At 40.5% G+C, this 19,694-nt stretch carries 17 protein-coding genes; 6 read left to right on the forward strand and 11 right to left on the reverse strand.

Translation table 11 applies throughout. The annotated features are described in order from the left end of the window. Window positions 1-71 precede the first annotated feature (71 nt). Window positions 72-1,613, forward strand: a complete 1,542-nt coding sequence (locus tag BLV53_RS06865) for a DUF5597 domain-containing protein (protein ID WP_090299029.1) — start codon at window positions 72-74, stop codon at window positions 1,611-1,613. 136 nt (window positions 1,614-1,749) lie between these two features. Further along, entirely contained in the window at window positions 1,750-2,529 is a 780-nt protein-coding gene (locus tag BLV53_RS06870) for a ZIP family metal transporter (RefSeq protein WP_090299031.1), read from the forward strand. 73 nt (window positions 2,530-2,602) lie between these two features. Here BLV53_RS06870 and BLV53_RS06875 read toward each other — a convergent pair whose 3' ends face one another. After that, entirely contained in the window at window positions 2,603-5,203 is a 2,601-nt protein-coding gene (locus BLV53_RS06875; protein ID WP_139298932.1) for a glycosyl hydrolase, read from the reverse strand. 147 nt (window positions 5,204-5,350) lie between these two features. Between BLV53_RS06875 and BLV53_RS06880 the strand changes: the two genes are divergently transcribed. Then, window positions 5,351-6,421 carry an AraC family transcriptional regulator gene (locus BLV53_RS06880; protein WP_090299037.1) on the forward strand — a complete coding sequence of 357 codons (1,071 nt, stop codon included), beginning with the start codon at window positions 5,351-5,353 and terminating at the stop codon, window positions 6,419-6,421. A gap of 111 nt (window positions 6,422-6,532) precedes the next feature. Next, window positions 6,533-7,576 carry an alpha/beta hydrolase gene (locus BLV53_RS06885; RefSeq protein WP_090299040.1) on the forward strand — a complete coding sequence of 348 codons (1,044 nt, stop codon included), beginning with the start codon at window positions 6,533-6,535 and terminating at the stop codon, window positions 7,574-7,576. A gap of 43 nt (window positions 7,577-7,619) precedes the next feature. Here BLV53_RS06885 and BLV53_RS06890 read toward each other — a convergent pair whose 3' ends face one another. The 8 genes from BLV53_RS06890 to BLV53_RS06925 all read right to left on the reverse strand — a co-directional run bounded on the left by BLV53_RS06890 (window position 7,620) and on the right by BLV53_RS06925 (window position 14,160). Further along, complete coding sequence (locus BLV53_RS06890; RefSeq protein WP_090299043.1) at window positions 7,620-8,006, reverse strand: holo-ACP synthase; 387 nt, start codon at window positions 8,004-8,006, stop codon at window positions 7,620-7,622. 131 nt (window positions 8,007-8,137) lie between these two features. Beyond that, a complete protein-coding gene (locus BLV53_RS06895; protein ID WP_090299046.1) occupies window positions 8,138-9,145 on the reverse strand; it encodes a phosphate acyltransferase in 1,008 nt (335 codons plus the stop codon). Window positions 9,146-9,183: 38 nt separating this feature from the next. Next, on the reverse strand, window positions 9,184-9,423 hold the full coding sequence (locus tag BLV53_RS06900) for an acyl carrier protein (RefSeq protein ID WP_090299051.1): 240 nt from the start codon (window positions 9,421-9,423) through the stop codon (window positions 9,184-9,186). Window positions 9,424-9,425: 2 nt separating this feature from the next. After that, window positions 9,426-9,851, reverse strand: a complete 426-nt coding sequence (locus BLV53_RS06905; RefSeq protein ID WP_090299054.1) for a Zn-ribbon domain-containing OB-fold protein — start codon at window positions 9,849-9,851, stop codon at window positions 9,426-9,428. A gap of 14 nt (window positions 9,852-9,865) precedes the next feature. Next, on the reverse strand, window positions 9,866-11,161 hold the full coding sequence (locus BLV53_RS06910; protein ID WP_090299057.1) for a thiolase family protein: 1,296 nt from the start codon (window positions 11,159-11,161) through the stop codon (window positions 9,866-9,868). Window positions 11,162-11,323: 162 nt separating this feature from the next. Further along, on the reverse strand, window positions 11,324-12,424 hold the full coding sequence (gene buk, locus BLV53_RS06915) for a butyrate kinase (RefSeq protein WP_170830779.1): 1,101 nt from the start codon (window positions 12,422-12,424) through the stop codon (window positions 11,324-11,326). A gap of 158 nt (window positions 12,425-12,582) precedes the next feature. After that, entirely contained in the window at window positions 12,583-13,086 is a 504-nt protein-coding gene (locus BLV53_RS06920) for a DUF1097 domain-containing protein (protein WP_090299062.1), read from the reverse strand. Window positions 13,087-13,269: 183 nt separating this feature from the next. Next, entirely contained in the window at window positions 13,270-14,160 is an 891-nt protein-coding gene (locus BLV53_RS06925; RefSeq protein ID WP_242879041.1) for an NAD(P)/FAD-dependent oxidoreductase, read from the reverse strand. Window positions 14,161-14,182: 22 nt separating this feature from the next. On the opposite strand from BLV53_RS06925, the gene BLV53_RS17830 reads away from it, so the two are divergent. Beyond that, on the forward strand, window positions 14,183-14,425 hold the full coding sequence (locus BLV53_RS17830) for a helix-turn-helix domain-containing protein (RefSeq protein ID WP_090299068.1): 243 nt from the start codon (window positions 14,183-14,185) through the stop codon (window positions 14,423-14,425). Here BLV53_RS17830 and BLV53_RS06935 read toward each other — a convergent pair. Beyond that, window positions 14,422-15,426: an NAD(P)H-dependent oxidoreductase gene (locus BLV53_RS06935; RefSeq protein ID WP_090299071.1), complete on the reverse strand. Its 1,005-nt coding sequence runs from the start codon at window positions 15,424-15,426 to the stop codon at window positions 14,422-14,424. The genes BLV53_RS17830 and BLV53_RS06935 overlap by 4 nt on opposite strands. Window positions 15,427-15,677: 251 nt before the next feature. Here BLV53_RS06935 and BLV53_RS06940 point away from each other — a divergent pair, with 251 nt between their 5' ends. Further along, the gene (locus tag BLV53_RS06940; protein ID WP_090299072.1) at window positions 15,678-17,885 is read left to right on the forward strand and encodes an EAL domain-containing protein; all 2,208 of its coding nucleotides are present in this window, start codon (window positions 15,678-15,680) and stop codon (window positions 17,883-17,885) included. 66 nt (window positions 17,886-17,951) lie between these two features. Here the strand turns inward: BLV53_RS06940 and BLV53_RS06945 are convergent, their stop codons facing one another. Next, window positions 17,952-19,421 (reverse strand): MFS transporter, encoded by a 1,470-nt coding sequence (locus BLV53_RS06945; protein ID WP_242879042.1) that lies wholly within the window; start codon window positions 19,419-19,421, stop codon window positions 17,952-17,954. Between the last annotated feature and the right edge of the window lie 273 nt (window positions 19,422-19,694).

Genomic DNA, 19,694 nt, shown 5'->3' on the forward strand with positions numbered 1-19,694 from the left:
AATTTATATGTAGATAACAAAAGAAATGCCTGCTGCAAGGGCGCAGCTGGCTTATTAGGAGGGTTTAATAAATGTGTAAATCAGAATTTAAAGTAGACGAAAAAGGCATTGGTACTCTATACGTTGATGGCAAGCCTTTTTTCATGCACAGTGGGGAAATTCACAACTCAAGTGCATCCACATTACAGGAAATGGAAGAAAAAATCTGGCCTCAGGTTAGAGAGCTTAATCTCAACTCTTTAATCGTCCCTATATACTGGGAATGTATCGAGCCTGAGGAAGGCAAATACGACTTTTCTCTCATTGATGGAATCATAAATCAGGCACGTAAGGAAGGCAAAAAGCTTGTATTCCTTTGGTTTGGTCTTTGGAAAAATGCTGAATCAATGTACGTTCCAAGCTGGGTTAAGCTCGATTCTAAAAAATATTTTTTAGCTGAAAAGGTAAATGGCGACAAAATAAGCACTATCTCACCACTTTGCCATGAGGCAATTGAAGCAGACAAAAAGACCTTTGCAGCAATCATGGCTCACATCAAATCAATCGATGAAAATGAATGCACAGTAATAGGAATGCAGGTAGAAAATGAGATTGGACTACTCGGCACTGCCAGAGATTACTCTGCAAAGGCTAATGAGCTTTTTGAATCACCAGTTCCAGAGGAAATCGGAAAGCTTTATGATGTGGCTTGCACCTGGAAGGAAGCATTTAAGGATAATGCAGAAGAATTTTTCATGGCATATCATTTTGCAAAAGCCGTAGAGGAAATCACAGTTGCAGGTCAAAAGGAATACAACCTGCCTTGCTACGCCAATGCATGGTTAAAGCAATATCCATGGATTGCAGGAACTTACCCATCAGGTGGTCCAAACCGAGATGTCCACAAAATCTGGAAGGCTGTCGCTCCATCACTTTTTGCTTTGGCTCCAGATGTTTATGTGCCATTCTGCGCAGATGTTATGGATGAATACGCTTATGAAGGAAATGCCCTCTTCATCCCTGAAATCAGAAAGGATGCAGTGGCATCTTCTTACGCACTTTACGCCCAGCTTCACCACAATGCAGTTTGCTTTTCACCATTTGGAATCGAAGAATTGGCACTTGATCCTGAGCTCGTAGACAAGCCACCAATGGAAGTCATGATTGCCCTTAATATCGACCCATCTGCGTTTGATACAAGAGGAAGCAAGGAAGCCCTTGCAGCTACTTACAAATTATTAGATGAGCTTGAACCACTTTACTTACAGTACCGTGGCACCAATAAGCTTCAGTCATATGTTCGTCATGGGGAGTACGACTACGGCTGCCTTGTTCGCTGCAAAGAGTACGATTTCAAAGTTGGCTATTCTCCAAGAACATCTGGAAAGCCTCTTGGAAGCTTCTCAGTATTTGAGCTTGATGATAACAAATTCTTACTGATTGGTCTGGAATGCTCTGTAAGCTTTGATGTTAAGACAGGTGAAAACAAAAAAGCAGACATCCTAAGCCTTGAGGCAGGTCATATGGAAAATGGAAAATTCATCTCCGACAAACGCCTCAATGGTGATGAAAAAATGGCACTTCACTTTGGAAATATGCCTGGAGTGTTTATGCTGGAGTTGTATAAATACTAAGTCTAAATCGCAAAACAGCTTGGCACATATAATTGTGTCAAGCTGTTTTTCAAATGTAGTTTCCAATATTGTATTCCCACATTGTCTATGCTACTGTGTACTTAATACATAACTAAATACTGACTGGGGGCTTGCTATGAATTTTACTGTATTCCAAGGTGTAATGATTCCATTTTTAGGCACCAGCTTAGGTGCTGCAATGGTCTTTCTTTTAAAAAATCAGATTTCAGAAAAATTACAAAAAATACTCACTGGATTTGCAGCGGGAGTCATGGTGGCGGCTTCATTTTGGAGTTTATTACAGCCATCACTAGAGAGCTCTTCTGGCATGGGAAAGCTTTCTTTTATCCCGGCAGCCATTGGTTTTCTCATAGGTATGGGTTTTCTACTGTTTCTTGATGTGGTGACACCACATATCCACATGGACAATCAGGAAGAAGGTATAAAATGCAACTTTTCCAAAACCACAAAAATGATTTTGGCTGTGACCCTACATAATATTCCAGAGGGAATGGCTGTTGGTGTTGTATATGCAGGCTGGATGTCAGGGCATGTGAATGTAAGTCACGCAACTGCCCTGGCTCTTGCACTGGGTATTGCTATCCAGAATTTCCCTGAGGGTGCCATCGTTTCCATGCCACTTCGCTCGGAAGGGATGTCAAAAGGTAAAACCTTTTTCTATGGAGTGCTCTCTGGCGCGGTTGAGCCTGTAGCTTCAGTGCTCACTATTTTAGCCACAGGCCTTGTGGTGCCTGTGCTGCCATATCTGTTGGCCTTTGCCGCAGGAGCAATGATATATGTAGTTGTAGAGGAATTGATTCCTGAAATGTCCGAAGGAAAGCACTCAAATATTGGCACTATAGCATTTTCTTTAGGCTTTGTGCTTATGATGATACTTGATGTGGCACTTGGATAATAATTTTCAAAAAAATCAGGTCACTGGCGGGTGACCTGATTTTTGTTATATGGAGTACTTTTTGCAAAGGATTCTACTTATAAAATCTCACCTGCACCTCCCCAAACATACCAGTTGGTTCGATGATGGTTCTTTCTTTGCCAAATATTCCTGGCTTTGTATTGGCATCTCGAAGAGCTGTTGTTGCCACACGAACTTTTAATATGTTTGTTCCTACAGTCAATGTGTCTGTAACGTCCACCTCATATGGTGGTGTTATTTTCTTTCCGGCTTCTTTGCCGTTTACCTCTACTGTCATGCACTCAAACACCTGCTCAGCAAAGAAGGTAGCCTTATTTGGAATAGACTCCACCTCAAACTCTGTAGTGTAAACTATCTCACCTGAGAAATCTCTGTAAACATTAGAGATTGGCTGAAGCTTAAAGGCCTTTTCATATCGTGGAGTATCACAGGCTATCTGATTAAGCTGTACATCAAATGTATCTAGTGAAACAGCTTTATCAAAATTAATTGCTGCTGTTGGCTCCTGGCATTCTTCTGGATTCGTATATACGATAATTGATTCATAAGGCTTTAAGCACAAATGCATTTTTCCTTCATTAGGTATAAGTCTAACTGATATATCATGCATTGCATCGTAAACTGCATAGCCATCTGCTTTTGGCAATACTATATCGCCCTCGATAGTCTCGCTAACAGATGCATTAATCAGAAAATATATATCTTTACCGTCTTTACGATAATGGTACTGACGAAGATGCTCATTATATTTAGAGAGATAAAGGTCATCTCTGATACCCTCATTCATCAGTCTATAGCCTATCAAATCAAAAGCTACACCATCCATCTTTTCTCTTCTTAAAATACCTGTAAATAAGTCGCTGTCATCATTTTCCGCAATTCCATGTGGTTTTTCATTTACATAGTAGACCTGTAAATCAGGGTTATCTAAAATAAATTTAGCAGCTACCTTGGATAAATACTGACACTCAGGAATTATGAGCGCTTTCATAGTTCTGTCGTTTACAATCAGATTGCCATCTTCTACTCGGCATCCATAGTAATCAGCATTTTCAAATACATCTGCTGGAATAAATTCAAAATCAATCTGATGATTCAGTAGGTCTCTTGCAACTTCATAACCATACATTGTGTTGCCTGCCCAATCGGACTCAGCCTCGTAAAGCACAGCTACCTGAGGCACATTTTTACCACCAGAAAACAGCTTACACAGCCTGTCTGTATATTTCATCAAATGGCAGAAATACTCAAACTGAGGGTTATTTCCTCTGGCATAGAAGTGTGGTGGACAGTCATTGTCAGGATATTCAGCCATTGAAAATGCATGAGGTACAAAGTAATTCACACCCTGCGCCACCTGATAATCCACAATCCATTTCATATCACGTACGCCTAGTCTCCAACCGTATGCCCCAAAGGTCTCGCACATCAGACGTCCCTTTTTCGCTGGATCAATTGCTGCAGCTGAAGAACCAAGCTTTCCTACCTGATAATGATAAAAGTCAGGTATGATATCGGAAAATCCTGTGTGACGTGTAGCTACATCATTGCCTGGCATTAGCTGATAACCAATATTGTCGATTCCAGCCATATCCTGACCAGCCATGGCTCTAAAATAGTGTCCCGGACCGGCTCCAAGTCTCATGTGGTTGTTATAGTCCTCTACAATGTGGCCTATGTACATAACATTGTGAGCCCTGCACCACTCCCCAAGCTTGCAGCTAAAGTTCTTTGAATAAAGCTTTGAGACTAAATCCATATATGTCATTCGCAATTCTCGACATTCATCCTCACTGTCTTCTGCAAAAAGAAGTGGAAGCTTTAGATATGCATCTTTGCCAAGGGCTTTTGTCAATTGCTCTTCAAGCTCCTTACCCCAAGGTAATGTAGCCTTGTCTCCAATCTTCATGCTGCCATAGCCTTCAGAGTTGTAGAAGCCTGGTTCATCTGAGAAAAATCCTGCAATTACAGTTCCGAATAAATCCTTGTATCGAGCGTAGTGTTTCTCATAAACCTCGTCAATAAGCACCTGAACTGAACCATCCTCAATATAATTGATGTACTCAAGCTTTGGCCCCATTTTCGTAGTTGAGAAAGTAACAAATACTCTCCATACCCCTGCAGGGAAATCTGCTGTAAGGTAACCATCTTTAACCTTATCAGTTAAATCTATATATTCCCCTGTCAGTTCATCATCCTTGTATACCTTGTAGGCGGTTACTGATAAAAGCTTTGTCTCATCATAGATTGGCTCTGAGAACTGCTTGCCAAAATCCTGCCATGTAAACTGTCTTGTAGTAAGGAGTTCAACATCCACCTGACCCTGTGGTAGTGGCCCTACCACATCAACAAACTGTGTAAATAAATAACGTCTGCATTTTTCCGGCTGGTTCTTCATGCCATCATTTGCCATTCCTGTTGGGAAATGTGCATCATCTAAAATCCAGATTGTCATATCACGCTTTTTTGCTTCGTCAATGACAATATCCACATCATGCCACCACTTATCTCCCGCATACTCAGGATGTGGACGAGCCTCAAGGCATACTGATTTAATTCCTGCTTCATCTATTTTTGCAAGCTCAGTGCGGATAATTTCCTCATCTTCACCACGCATCCATAAAAATGGAAAAATATGATTATCTTTCATCACAATAAATCCTCCATGTAACTATTTCATATTATGATAATACGGCATCCGGCATGTTGTTAGCTTGTATATGTTTTGCTCTAAACATGTAAAATTTTGACATTATGTGATATCATTACTGTTATGAAAATAGAAGGAGAATGGTAGGATTTGAGATACGAAAACTTTGAGAAATTGCCTATGGATGAAGAAGAGCGTCTCTGTAGAGCAGCCTATCTAAGCTCTGATCACAGTCTATGGTCAAAAGCCATCCCCATTGGCGAATACCTGGATTTAGCTGACCAGGGCAAAATAGTTATTACCTCTACTTCCCATTATTTTTTAGATAAAAGTGAAAATAAGAAGGGTGTCACCATAAGCGATGTACAAAGCAGCTCAAATGTAGGTATCACACGACATCGCCGCTACAGCTATCCTGTTTTGCACAATCACAACTATGTGGAGATAGTCTATGTTGCCACCGGCCACTGCACCAACTGCTTTGAGGGGTATTCCTTTGAAATGAATACTGGTGATGTGTGCATCATGACACCTAGCTCCATCCATGCACTATCCTGCACCAATGATGATTCCGTGATATTAAATCTGATGATGAACAAGGATTATTTCGACCAGAATTTTTTGAGTCTGATAAGAGGTGGCAAGGTACTTATAAATTATCTGGAAAATATCATATATCAAAAAGATAACAGTCCTTACATTTTATTTCCTACAGGCCATGATGAATGGTTAAAGGAAATAGCCATACATCTGCTATCGGAAGCGGTACAAAAGCCACATGCCTATGAGTATTCCATAAGCCTTCTCACCCAGGAATTCCTGCTTCATCTGGTACGTGAATACGAAATGCAAGCCATTGTGCCTAATCTGAAATCTCAATCACAGAACAATCTGATGGTGGCGATTCTAGGGTATCTCAGCATCAACTACAAAACTGCCACTTTGGAAGGCACCGCCCAATTTTTTGGATATTCCACCGCGTATCTTAGCCGCCTTATCCATAGAACCACCGGTAAAAGCTTTACAAATATCATCACCGAATCGCAGATGGAGCATGCCTTGGAAATCCTGAAAAATGGCAAAACAAATCTCACCGATATTGCACTTGAGGTGGGCTGCTTTGATTCAAGTCATTTCAGCAAAAAGTTCAAAGCCTATTACGGCATATCACCTAAAGCCTACATTAAAACAAAGCTCTCAATTTCATCGGCTGTCAAATAAAAAAATGTCGCACATAGGTTAATATTGTACTATTTTTTTGAATGACAATTATAATATAATTAGCTGCGTAGGTATGATACCTGCGCTATTTTCGATTATAAGGGGGAAGAAATGTATACACTAAATAACACTATCAATGACATTTTAGGTGATGAAGCAGTTATGGCACATTTTACATATATGATGCCACTTGAATTCATCGAAATGGTTCCAGATGAGCTGAGAGATTTGCCTATCAAAGAAGTAAACACTATGTTGAAAATGCCTTGGGGTGCTCCTTATCTAGGAGATGGCATCGTAGAAATTTCCAACAAAATCCATGAAATTTTGGAGACAGATAAATATTCATTTATTCAGCTATGGTCGGATGAAACACCTGACGATTTCTTTGCTGCAACTGACGGCAAGCAGGAGCATTTGGGCTTACTTAAGTTAAACGAAAGCTTCAAGGAACATCGTAAAATGGCACTTGTTGTACCTGGCGGTGCATACATGACTGTCTCCATCTCGAATGAAGGAATGGAAACAGCTGCTGTGTTGGAAAAGGCCGGCTATGCTGTATGTATCACAAATTACAGATGCACACCAAACTTCTATCCTATTCCACAAAAGGATTTAACACTTGCAATCAAGTGCATGAGATATTTGGCAAAACAGTATAACCTAGCCGATGATTTGCTGGTTATAGGATTTTCTGCTGGTGGTCATCTTACAGCATCACAGGCTTGCTATCATGATGAATACAACAAACTGGTAAATGAAGAATTAGCAGAAAGCTTTCCTGTTCTTTATGAGCGCTACAAGGACTTTTCCGGAAGACCTGATAAGGTAGCACTTTCTTATCCTGTAATCAGTTTTGAAAGTGAACAGCACGAGGATAGCTTCAGAGCTCTTGCAGGTGCAAATGATAGCCTACGTAATCCTCTTTCCATTGATTTACATGTGACACAGGATTATCCAAAGACCTTTGTGTGGGCCTGCGATGATGATGATTTGGTTCCACCTAGCAACGCGCTCAGAATGTATCAGGCTCTTGAAAATGCAGGTGTAGAGGTAATGTACAAAGCCTATCCTACTGGAGGTCACGGCTGCGCCACTGCTGTAGGTACATCGGCAGCAGGCTGGATGAGCGAGATGATAGAATTTATGAATTAGAATTAAAAAAATCTTATTTGACGCGCGTCAAATAAGATTTTTTTTATGATATGAGTTCTGCTATAGCAATTGCTAAATCACCTTGATTTGAGATGGAAATTTTCACATCTGTGGCGCCTATTGTTTTAAGGATCTTAAGGAGTTGTTCATTTTGTATGAATTTGGGTGCGCCGTTTGACATCCGTTTGGTTTCCACCCGTCTGAAATCAAAGTTGATATCTGTAAAGCTGCCACAAATAGCTTTGTAGACAGCTTCCTTTACAGCAAATCTGCCTGCCAGAAACTCGTAGTAGTTAGACGCAGATTTTGCATCCTCTTTTTCAATTTCAGAATATGTCTGCTTGACGAATGCACCCTTTGTGCGCTCATCAAGGTCTTTTATTTCACTGATTGATACAAGGTCGATACCTACGCCTAGTACACCCCTCATAGCATGCCACCTCTTTAGCCCTCATCAGTCACCTTCGGTGACAGCTTTTCTCCGCTGCCGCTCCGGTCGGCTCAAAGCAGAGGTCCCCCGGACCTCTTTCGCCCCCACAGGGGGAAGCCTTTTTTGTAAAACTAGTTTTTCTTTTGACCAAGTGCACGGACTGCTGAAATGATTACATTACCCTTGATTTCTGAAACAGGGGCCCCTCTTGAGCAGTCACATACAATGCTGTTGAAGCCCTGAAGCATTGGTCCGTATGCATCTGCATGACCAAACTGCTGGATAAGCTTTACAGCTGTATTACCTACGTTAAGATCTGGCCAGATAAGAACGTTTGCCTTACCTGCTACCTTGCTCTCACGGTTAACCTTCTTTGCTGCTACTGCAGGAACAATAGCTGCATCAAGCTGGAACTCACCATCGATATCAAGGTCAGGACGCTTTTCATTTGCGATAGCAAGTGCTTCCTTTACCTTGTCGATAAGCTCGCCCTGGCCTGAACCAAGTGTTGAATAGCAAACCATTGCACATCTTGGCTCCCAGTCAAGGAGTCCCTTTACAGTGTCACAAGCAGAGATTGCAATATCAGCAAGCTGCTCTGCTGATGGATTTGTACAAACAGCACTGTCGCCTACTGCAAGAAGCTGTCCTTCACTACCCTCGAAACCAGGAATATCGCAAAGTCCGATAGATGAAACTGTGCTGATGCCTTCCTTAAGTCCGATAATCATCTGACCAGCGAGAAGTACATCACCTGTTGTATTGTCGATACCTGCAAATGTAACATCTGCTTCACCAACAGCCTGCATAGCCATTGCATAGTAAAGTGGATTTTCCATACGACGGCCAAGAGCCTTTTCCTTAAGCTTTGTGTCTGGAAGTGCTACATACTTTGCGATGATATCATTCTTATAATCCTCATCTGCGATATCAACTATCGTAAATACGGATTCCTCATAACCGCGCTCAGCTATAAGTTCTTTAATCTTTGCACTGTCGCCTACTAATACAGGAACAATATATCCTTCCTTTCCTGTCTCATAAGCGGCTTGCATCATTTTTTCATTTTCAGCTTCAGGAAACGCAACCTTTTGTGGGTTGGCCTTAGCCTTCTCGTAAATTTTATCAAGTACGCTCATTATATTCTCCTTCGTATATACGAATTGAAAGCTTTAAATTAAAGCTCTTCTTCAACCTTGTCTACTAACTCGCCAATTGTTGCGCAAGCTGCTGCATCCTGAAGTGCAATCATAGCATCAAGCTCATTTTCGATTTCAGATACAAGACCTACCATAAGCACAGAAGCGCCCTTAAGGTCCTCCTTAAAAGTTGTCTCCATTGTAAGACCTGCTGCGTCTACGTTGTAGCACTTAGCTACCATCTCAATAATCTGTGCTTCTAATTCTTTTCTTTCCATTTTTAATTTCCTCCTAAATACTTTTCGTCTAAGTCAAATACGACTGTCTTATATCCATCACGCTGGTAAATTGCTGCGTGAACATCAAGTGGGAGCTTATCAAGGAGCTCCTTACGTGTCTTCTTTGAGATACCACGTACTACTGCGTTAAGGCGTGCGCCTTCTTCTAATTCGATTTCGCCATAAGCGAATTTACCCATAGCCTTGTATTCAGGCTTTGATGAAAGAGCAGCTGGCATAACGATTGAATGCATTTTTGCATTTCCAGAAATCTCATACCACTCTGTCTCAAGGTTACCGCATGAGTTACATGCATATACTGGTGGGAATTCTACAGCGCCACACTTAGGGCACTTTCTACCACAAATCTTTCCCTCTTCAAGGCGATCATAGAAGCCCTGAACGACTTTTTCTAACTTAATTGCCATTTCGACACCTCCAATTAATCGATAGTTCTAATGATGTAAGAGCAGATATTCTGAGCTCCGCCGTAACCACGTAACATAGCTGTCTTTGGAAGCTTCTTAACCTGTCTCTCGCCACACTCGCCACGCATCTGCTTAACACACTCATAAAGGTCAGCAAGACCTGAAGCTGCATGTGCATGACCGAATGAAGTTCTACCACCGTTTGTATTGATTGGCTTGTCTCCGTCGTAAGCTGTTCTGCCTTCGCAGATGTATTTCCAGCCTTCGCCGTATGGCAAGTAGCCAGCGATTTCTGCTGATACAAGGTGTGATGTGATAATGAAGTCGTTTGCGTAGAAGATATCAAGCTCTTCTGGCTTAACACCTGTTACATCATAAACCTGACGGATAGCTTCTTCTGTAGCTCTAACCTCGAAGTGAGGAGTTGTAGCCTCGCAAGCTGCGCATCCACAACCAAGTACCTCGATAGGCTTGTGGTTCTTGTTGCCCATGTATTTGTCAACCATATCTGTTGCACAAACGATAACAGCTGCAGCACCGTCACACTTAAGCTCGATACCACTCATTCTAAGGAAGTCACCATTCTTTGGGTTGTATGGGCTTCTCATGTAATCCATTACATTATCAAAGCCAGCTTCCTTTGCGATTTCTTCATAAGTACGACGCTCGATAGCAAGCTCATCCTTTGAAGCATTCTTTCTATTGTTGATAGACATCCAGTTGATTGTATCGTCCATCTGCTCATCTGTAAGTCCGCGAGTTCTCTTGTACCACTCAGCAGCATCATCATAGATAAGCTCCTGTCCAGCCATAAGTGAACGTGTGTAAGTTCTGTCATAAAGCCAAGCTGTTGTCTGGAGGAATTTCTCCATTGTAAGCTTTTCACGCTTATATGGATGATTTGGAACTGCTGCGCTATCACCAAATTCAACACATCCTGAAAGTACACAATTGTACTTACCAGATGCTACTGCATTTACAGCCTGCTCGATTGCATAGTAACCTGTACAACAAGCTTCTGAATGATGGATAGAAGCCTTGCCCTTCATACCAAACCAGTTTGCAATCTGTACGTTTGGTGTAAGGTAATTTGACTGGTGAAGTGGTGAAGCCTCACCATGGAAATAAAAATCAATATCCTGTGGATTTACGCCAGCATCTTCCATTGCTTTAAGTGCTGCATATCCGAATAACTCTCCCTCAGTAAGACCGTCTGTTTCTGGATTATCAACTGTGTACATGAATGGAGTACATCCAACACCGATGATCGAAACACTACGTGAATATGGATTAACTTTTGTCTGATTCATCTTTACTCTCCTTAGTAACATAGTCCGCTTTGTTACGGCTACAAACTTGAGGTCTCTACGCTCAGCTAGGAATGCTTCGCTTAAGAGACCTCAAATTTGAAGCCTACAAAGCTCATCTAAATTTGTTAATGTGTATCGGTAATCGACACACAATTGAAAACGCTATAACGATTCTGGTGTCCAGCTTGGCTGGCCGTTGTAGACTTTGGCTTGCTCTTCGCCATCTAGGACGCGGATGGCGCCTGCAGCCATGGCTTCAAGCTCGAACTCTCCTGGATATGCTGTAACTGGTGCAATCCATGAGCAGGCGTCTGTGATGTCGGCAACCAGCTTTTTATTGTGAACCATTCCACCGCCAAGAAGGATTCCATCTACCTGACCATGAAGAACAGTTGCCATTGAGCCAATGTATCTGATAATCTGGTAAGTCATTGTATCCCAGAGAAGCTTTGCTTCTTTGTCACCAGCCTCTGCTCTGTTAAATACATCAAGAGCATCTGATGTTCCTAAGTGACTTACAAAACCACCTGTCTTTGTTGTGAGACTAAGTGTCTCTTTTTTATCTGGATGATCATATGCGTAGCGAATCATCTGTGCTGCTGGAACTGAGCCGCAGCGGGTTGGTGCCATTGGGCCATCACCTGTAACGATGTCGTTTCCATCAATCATCTTGCCCTTGCGGTGAGCTGAAATTGAAACACCACCACCGATATGGCAAACTATATAATTTTTGTCTTCGTACTTAACGCCGTTAAGATTTGAATGACGAATAGCTGTTTCCTTAAGGTTAAGTGCGTGAAGATGTGACTCACGATAAACGCCCTTGATACCTGTCATTCTAGCTTCGATAATAAACTCATCTGTGTCAGGTGGGTTTACTACAAAAGCTGGCTTTGAGTACTGCTTTGCAAATTCATTTGCGAGCTGTGAACCAAGCTGTGCAGGATGCTGAATACCATTAGCACCACGCTTTGCATGATCTAAAAGTACATCGTTTACCTCATAAGTACCGCCCTCTACTGCAAGAAGTCCGCCACCTCTTCCAACAAAAGCATCTACTGTTGAAAGGTCAATGCCTGCTTTCTCAATCTCAGCAAGAATAATTTCTTTTCTGTATGGAAGCTGATCACTGATAGTTGCAAACTCAGCAAGCTTTGCAGCATCATGAGATACATTTACAGAAAACTCAAGCTCTTCCCCATTAAAGAAGCCTACTTTAGTGGATGTTGAGCCTGGATTGATTGTTAAAATCTTATAGCTCATGTTTATTCTCCTAAATTATTTACCTTTTTGATTTATGATTATTTTAGTTTTTAAACAAACTAAATCATATTTTACGTGGTTCATATCTTTTTCTTTTATTGCGGATTGTATTTACTATAAAATGCACTACGCAACAAAAGTCGTTGTTATGTTGCAGCTTATTTGCTAAAGATTTTGATTAAGAGCTTTTGGAATAAATCTCCAACAACGCCTACATACCAAACACCTGCAAGCATAGCTACGGCAATTTGTGGCACCATGGAACCAATAAGGTTTATATCCATAGGACCCATGATTGTAAGACCGATTGCCCATCCTGCAAGCCAGGCAGGAACAAAAATCACTTTTTCTCCGATAGAGCCAAGGATTACTGCAAGTCCGCCTAAAACAAATAATGTAAGGTAAAGTGTCAGGTTTGGATTAAGTGATGAGTGTGCCATAATCTGAAGCGCAACCACTGCCCATACATCGCCTAAAACAAATCCCATGGAAACCGGAATAGCCTTTTTTATATCATTGCCAAGACAAGCAAAAAGCCCTGCACATATAAGTGCTACAGCTCCAACTGTCACACCGATGTATGGTGAAAGTACTGCCCAAATCGGTGGCAACAAAGCTACAGTAAATGCTAACGTAAATACGTTAATCCATTTTTCTTTCATTTATTATTTCCTCCAGCATTGTTTTCTTTTCCAGGTTATTTTAGGTTTTATCCTTATGTAATCATATTTTTAAAACCTAATATCTTTTTCATATTTTGCGACTTAGTCTTTCTGAAAAAGAGAAGGTGCAACACTCTATTTTTGAACGTTGCACCCTCATAAAACTTTATTACAGCGCGAAACTTAAGCTGGATTTATTATTCCTCTATATTCGTGATCAACGAATTTTTCTGGACGAGCGATATCGATTGCTGCAAGATAACCAGAACGTGTGCACTGATCTACCTGACCAGGCTTGATTGAATCACCTACGATAAATACTTCAGCATCACCTGCTGCAGCCTTTAATTCATCATAAGGTACCGTCTTCATACCAAGAGCAAAAAGGACTGTGTCAGCCTCAAGTGTCTGCTCACCATCTGCATTTTCTACTCTCACACCATTTGGAAGAATTTCAAGACACTTTGTCTTTGGCATAGACTTCATGCCATGATTTCCCATTTCCCAAACAAGAGCCTCACGGTAGCTTCCGTATGCTTCGTTTGCTACACGGTCAAGCATCTCTACTACGGTTACCTCATGACCAAGCTTTGTAAGATGAAGACCTGTCTCACAGCCTACAAGACCGCCACCTATCATTACAACCTTCTTGCCAACCTCAAGACCATCATAAACCTCCATAGCCTGATGAGCATTTTCGATACCCTTGATTGGTGGGCATGTTGGAAGTGAACCTGTTGCAATGATTACTGTGTCTGCACCAAATTCCTTAACAAACTCTGGTGTAGCCTCAGTATTGAGACGCACATCAATATCACGCTTTTCAACCTCACGGATGAGCACGTTCTTGAAGTTACGTAAATCTGGCTTGTCTACATCAATATCTGTGAAGTAAAGAAGTCCTCCAAGGTTGCCCTTCTTTTCCACAAGTGTCACCTTATGACCTCTGTCAAATGCTGTGATTGCAGCCTGAAGTCCTGCTGGGCCACCACCGATTACAAGTACCTTGTTACTCTTTGTAGCAGCTGGCACTGTAGCTGGATCAATTGATAACCCTGAAATTGTAGCTTCCACAATTCACCCTGCCCTGAAATTTATGGAAGCCTATGATACTAAAAATGGAACGGAATACCTTACCACACTTAAAACCTACATTCAAAAAAATAGAAGTGCCCCAGCCGCAGCCGAAGCACTTCATATTCATAAATCTACGTTTTTTTATCGAATCGAAAAAATGAAAGCTCTATTTGGGATTGATATTACAAATCCCGATGATATGTTTGCTTATGAGATTTCATTAAAGCTAATGAACATCTCACGCTATCACAGGAACAATTAAGCCTTTACATTGCCATTTGCATTTGTATCAACTGGCCATACGCCTGGGTTGAAGTCTGCATAAGGCTGCTTAAGCTCCTTGAGGTTCTTGATAGTGCCTGCTGGCTGAGCCTGAGTCTTGATTTCTGTAGAGTGCTCAAGCTTACCACCCCAACGAAGTCTTGAACGATCAAGCTCTTCCTGTGTGTAGTGCATTACAAACTCACCATCAACAATATCAAATGTTCCACGGCTTCCGCAAACAAGGCAAGAAGCTGTCTTTTTGTCATGAGCAAACTGGATAAGTCTTGTGTGGCAGATTGGGCATGTTCCCTCTTCCTCGCCACGGAACTTGATTCTTTCTTCCTCATCCTCAGCGTTGATAGAAGCAACGATGTTCTTACCAACCTGAGTCATTCTAGACATCATCTCTGGGTTACCTGCTACGTTCTCGCAAGCCATAGCTCCGTAGTACTCAACTGTATCTACAACATCGATAGCCATTGGGAATGTGAACTCGTACATCATTGGAAGTGTAAGAGCAATCCACTCTTCTGTCATAGCTCCACCTACAGAAATAAGAGCTGCTGAACGCTTCTTGAAAGCTCTTGTATCTGGAAGCTGCTCCTCTGGAACACCAGCTGCCTTTCCTTCATCGTAGCGAGCCTTTCTGAATGTGATATCGTGGCTAGGTCCGATTCTATCGCAAATAGTTTTGAATCTACCTGTAACTGATGTCTCATATGTAGGGCAAGCAAGGATAACAGCATCTGCCTGCATAACTGCCTCATCAAGAATATCGAAATCATCATGCTTTACACAGTATCCACGGCCACGGCCAGACATCATACCGATAACACATGCGATACATCCTGTACAATTATTGATATCTAAATCATCTGCGCGAAGAAATGCAACATCACAACCTTCTCTCTCGCACTCCATAAGTGCTTCTTTAACCATAACATCACAGTTTGACATCTTACGGCCAAATGAAATACCAAGTACTTTTTTCTTTTCCATGAAATATTTTACCTCCGGGTTATTACCTGTTTTCTATAGTGATACTATATCTTAATAATTATGTTGCGACTTTAAAAATGTTATGCCTCCTTTTGTCAATTTTTGCAAGGATATTTGATTGTTAAAAAATACGCAATATTTCTTTGTCAAATATTGCAGCTCAAAAAATATTACTATTGTCGACTCTTCTACTTCATAGAAAAAACTTAATTATGTAGTATTCTTAGGATAGTGCGTTGGAGATTTCAATAATGAATAATTTTTTTAAAAAAATATATTTTTTTATCATTTTTTCTTTAATACTTACTCCATTTTGTGTAATCAAATCTACTGCCAGTTCCGGAACCTTAAAACCTACTATTACAGTAGGTGTACCTACAGATAGGTGTCCTATGCTTTACGTGGACGATTCAGATAATATCGTTGGTATAGGCATTGATTTATTGCGGATTGCGGCTGAAAACGCAGGCTATGATGTGACATTTGAGGAAATTGAAGAAAAAACCCTAAAGGACGCGCTTGATAACCCAGCGTATGATTTAGTTATGCCACTAGGTAGCGCTATAAAAAGTGCTGCAGGACAAGACACTGTTATTTCAGAAGATCTCATGGTAACACCATTTACTATTGTCACTTCTGTTGGAGACCCACTTCCAGACCTTACTCATTCAAAAATAGGAATGCTAAGCTCATTAGCTGGTGGTGCAGAAACTCTCAAAACTTTATATCCTGAAATAGAAATAGTTTTCTTTAAAACAATGCCAGATTGTATAGATGCCCTTCGCAAAGATAGGGTAAATGCTCTGATTCACAATACTTATGTGTGGAGCTATATTCTTCAAAAGCCTTCATACAAGGATTTGATTATACATCCTTCTACTGTGTATACTGTGGAATTTCAGGTTGGTGCCATAGATACACCTGAAAGCAGGGCTCTCATTAGCGGTATTAATCAGGGCATTTCAATGATTAGTGATTCCCAAAGACAGGCTATTATTTTGGATTACACTTCACGTAAACTTTATAAATACACTTTCTACGATTATATTTATGTTTATGGCTACATTATTTTTAGTGCCTGCATAATCATTATTCTTATTACACTACATTTTATCTCGCAGCAACGACTGATCAAAAAAGAGCAGGAACATAAAATCCGCCAATTGACTGAGTATGATTCTCTCACTGGTGCCTTCAGCGCTGCGGGCTTTAACAAAAAAGTTATTGAACTATTACAAACAAATCCTACAACACCTTACATTATCACCTATAACAATATTAAGAATTTTAAATTTATAAACAATCAATTAGGTAGACAGGCGGGGGATGACTTACTTAGATTTTTCGTTGAAAGAGTGTCTGAACACCTTACTCCTAAGGAAGCTATAGGAAGACTGGACGCTGATCATTTTGTCCTACTTGCTATAATTCCTGAAGGAAGCATTTTGGACAATCGAGTCCAATCCATATTAACACCAATAAAAAATTTCTTTATTAACAGAGGCAGTGACTATGATGTGCAGGTAAGCTATGGTATCTATGTTTTAACACCATCTGACTACGAAACCTTGGAAATAGACCATATGCTAGACTATGCAAGATTTGCCGAAAGAAAAGCCAGGGAATCTAATAGTGGTGATTATGAGGTATATAACATTGACCAATGGGAAAAGGGAAAACTTCTTTCAGATGTATGCGGACATTTTTCTACAGCTTTAAAACAAAATGAAATTCAAGTGTGGTATCAACCACAGGTAAATTACAAAACAGGTAAAATAGTTGGTGCTGAGGCTTTATGTAGATGGAATCATGGTGCTTTAGGCTGGATTAGCCCTGGTCTTTTTATTCCTATGCTAGAGCAAGCAAATCTCATCTATGAGTTGGACAAATATGTATGGGACAAAGTCTGTCAGGATATACACAGGTGGGATAAACAGGGTGACAAAAAATCCATTTCCATCAACCTGTCTCGATTCGATATTGAGGCAAATAACAATATTGCAAAATACTTTAGTGATTTGACTAAACGCCATAATATATCGCCTTTACAATTACGAATAGAAATTACCGAAGGTGCCTACGTGGCAAACTCGCAGCTGATACTAGAAACCACAGAAAGACTCCATGAATATGGCTTCATAGTAGAAATGGATGATTTCGGCAGTGGATACTCCTCTTTAAATATGCTTAAAGAAGTACCTGTAAATGTAATAAAACTAGACTATGGTTTCTTTAGAGGCGAGCTGCACAAGGATAAAAGTAAAATTATTATCAATCATATAATAAAAATGTTACGTAGTCTTCAAATTGACCTTATAGCTGAAGGCGTCGAGACAAAAGAACAGGCAGATTTCCTTTTAGATAAAGGTTGTGACATCATGCAAGGCTTTTACTTTTTCAAACCTATGCCGGTAAATGATTTTGAAGCTTTAGATTTTAATAATATCAGCCTTAAATAAAAATGATTCAGTGACGCTTAATAGCTCACTGAATCATTTTTTAATCACTCACCGGAAAAATCTTTATTAGATTCCACGATTATTATTTCTTTCTGTAAGACCATCTCTTACCTTGTCCATGTAACCTGGCTTGTCAAGAGTATAGAAAAGAAGTGGAATGATACCAAGTAAGAATACAATACCTGGAAGAAGGTTTGCACACATATCAATACCAAACTGGATGTGTGAAATCTGGCTTGTTAAATCAGCAATAACAGATGATTCTGTTGCTGCTTCAAGCTGACCCTTAAGAGCAAACATATTGTCATAACCGAACTTACCCATGATTACAAGGAATAATGAGTTTGCAAGGGCTGTACCAATCTTTGTAGCCATTCCTGAGAATGAGAATGCCATACCATCATTTCTGTAACCATACTTAAGATCGAAATCATCGATAGCATCAACTATCATACCACTTCCTGAAGGGCCAGCGATGTAACCTAAGCCGTAGATAACCATCATAACAAAGTTGAATGGAATGCTCTCTGCTGGTCCAAAGAAGATGATGATAAGTGAAAGACCCTGAATAAGCATTGAAACAATAGCGATGTTTCTCTTACCATACTTCATGCAAAGTCTTGGAGCGATTGGCATTACAATTGTACCAACAATCATCTGCATCATCATGAAGATTGTGATGAATGCAAAGTTCTGAACACAGTGCATATAGAAGTAAACTGCAACTGAAATACGACCAAGCATACCAAACATGTTCATTAAGCTATAAAGTAATGCGCAAACAAGGTTCTTGTTTTTAGCAATAAGCTTAAGACCTTCGATAATGCTACCCTGCTCGCTCTTCTTAACATCAATTCTTTCCTTTGAAAGTGCTGCTACTGCCCAGAACATTGGAAGTGCAATGAGTGCAAGAAGAATTGCTGTTGAATGATAACCTGCAGCCTGCTCGCCGTGACCAAACCACTCTACGAGACGAAGAACAAAAAGGTTAAGGATAATCTGACCGATTGTCATACCCATCATCTGAGCTGCATTAAGCTTATTGATTTCCTTAGGGTCACGTGTCATAACAACTGGAAGTGCAAGATAAGGCACGTTTGTCATTGTGTATGACATACCAAGACCGATGTATGTAATGTAAGCATAAGCAAGCTTAGCTGGACCAGAGAAACCTGGCACTGTAAATGTAAGTACTGTAAAGATAACAAGGAATATTGCACCAACAACAATGTATGGACGGAAGCGGCCATGCTTTGTGTGAGTACGTTCCATAATTGTTCCCATCATAGGATCGTTAATACCATCCCATACCTTTGCAATAAGCATCAGAAGTGCAACTGCACCTGTTCCTAAACCGAATACATCAGTATAGAAAATTGAAAGGTAAGTGCTTACCATTGTCCATGAAAGCTGGGAAGCAAAGTTGCCCATTCCATAAACAAGATAGTTGATTGGCTTTAGTGGTGCCATGCCATACTGGTTCACTTTGGTGATGCCAGATTTTGCAGATGTGCCTGCCATGTTAGTAGTATCCATTGTTTTTCCCCCTTTTTAACAAATGAATAATTTACTCCGTCATCTCTGTGAATATCTAATTATTTTGGTTATCACTTTGTTATACTCAACCAAAATAATAAGATATTCATCAGAGATGACTCACTTAACCATGTGAAATTCTAGTAATTTACCCCGCCATTCCTGTGAAAATCTAATTGTTTTTGTTATCACTTTGTTATACTCAACAAAAACAATAAGATTTTCATCAGGAATGGCTCATTTAAATTTGTTAGGTTTATTATTCACCTGGGA

It is taken from the genome of Pseudobutyrivibrio sp. ACV-2 (genome assembly GCF_900107545.1).
Classification (GTDB): Bacteria; Bacillota; Clostridia; order Lachnospirales; family Lachnospiraceae; genus Pseudobutyrivibrio.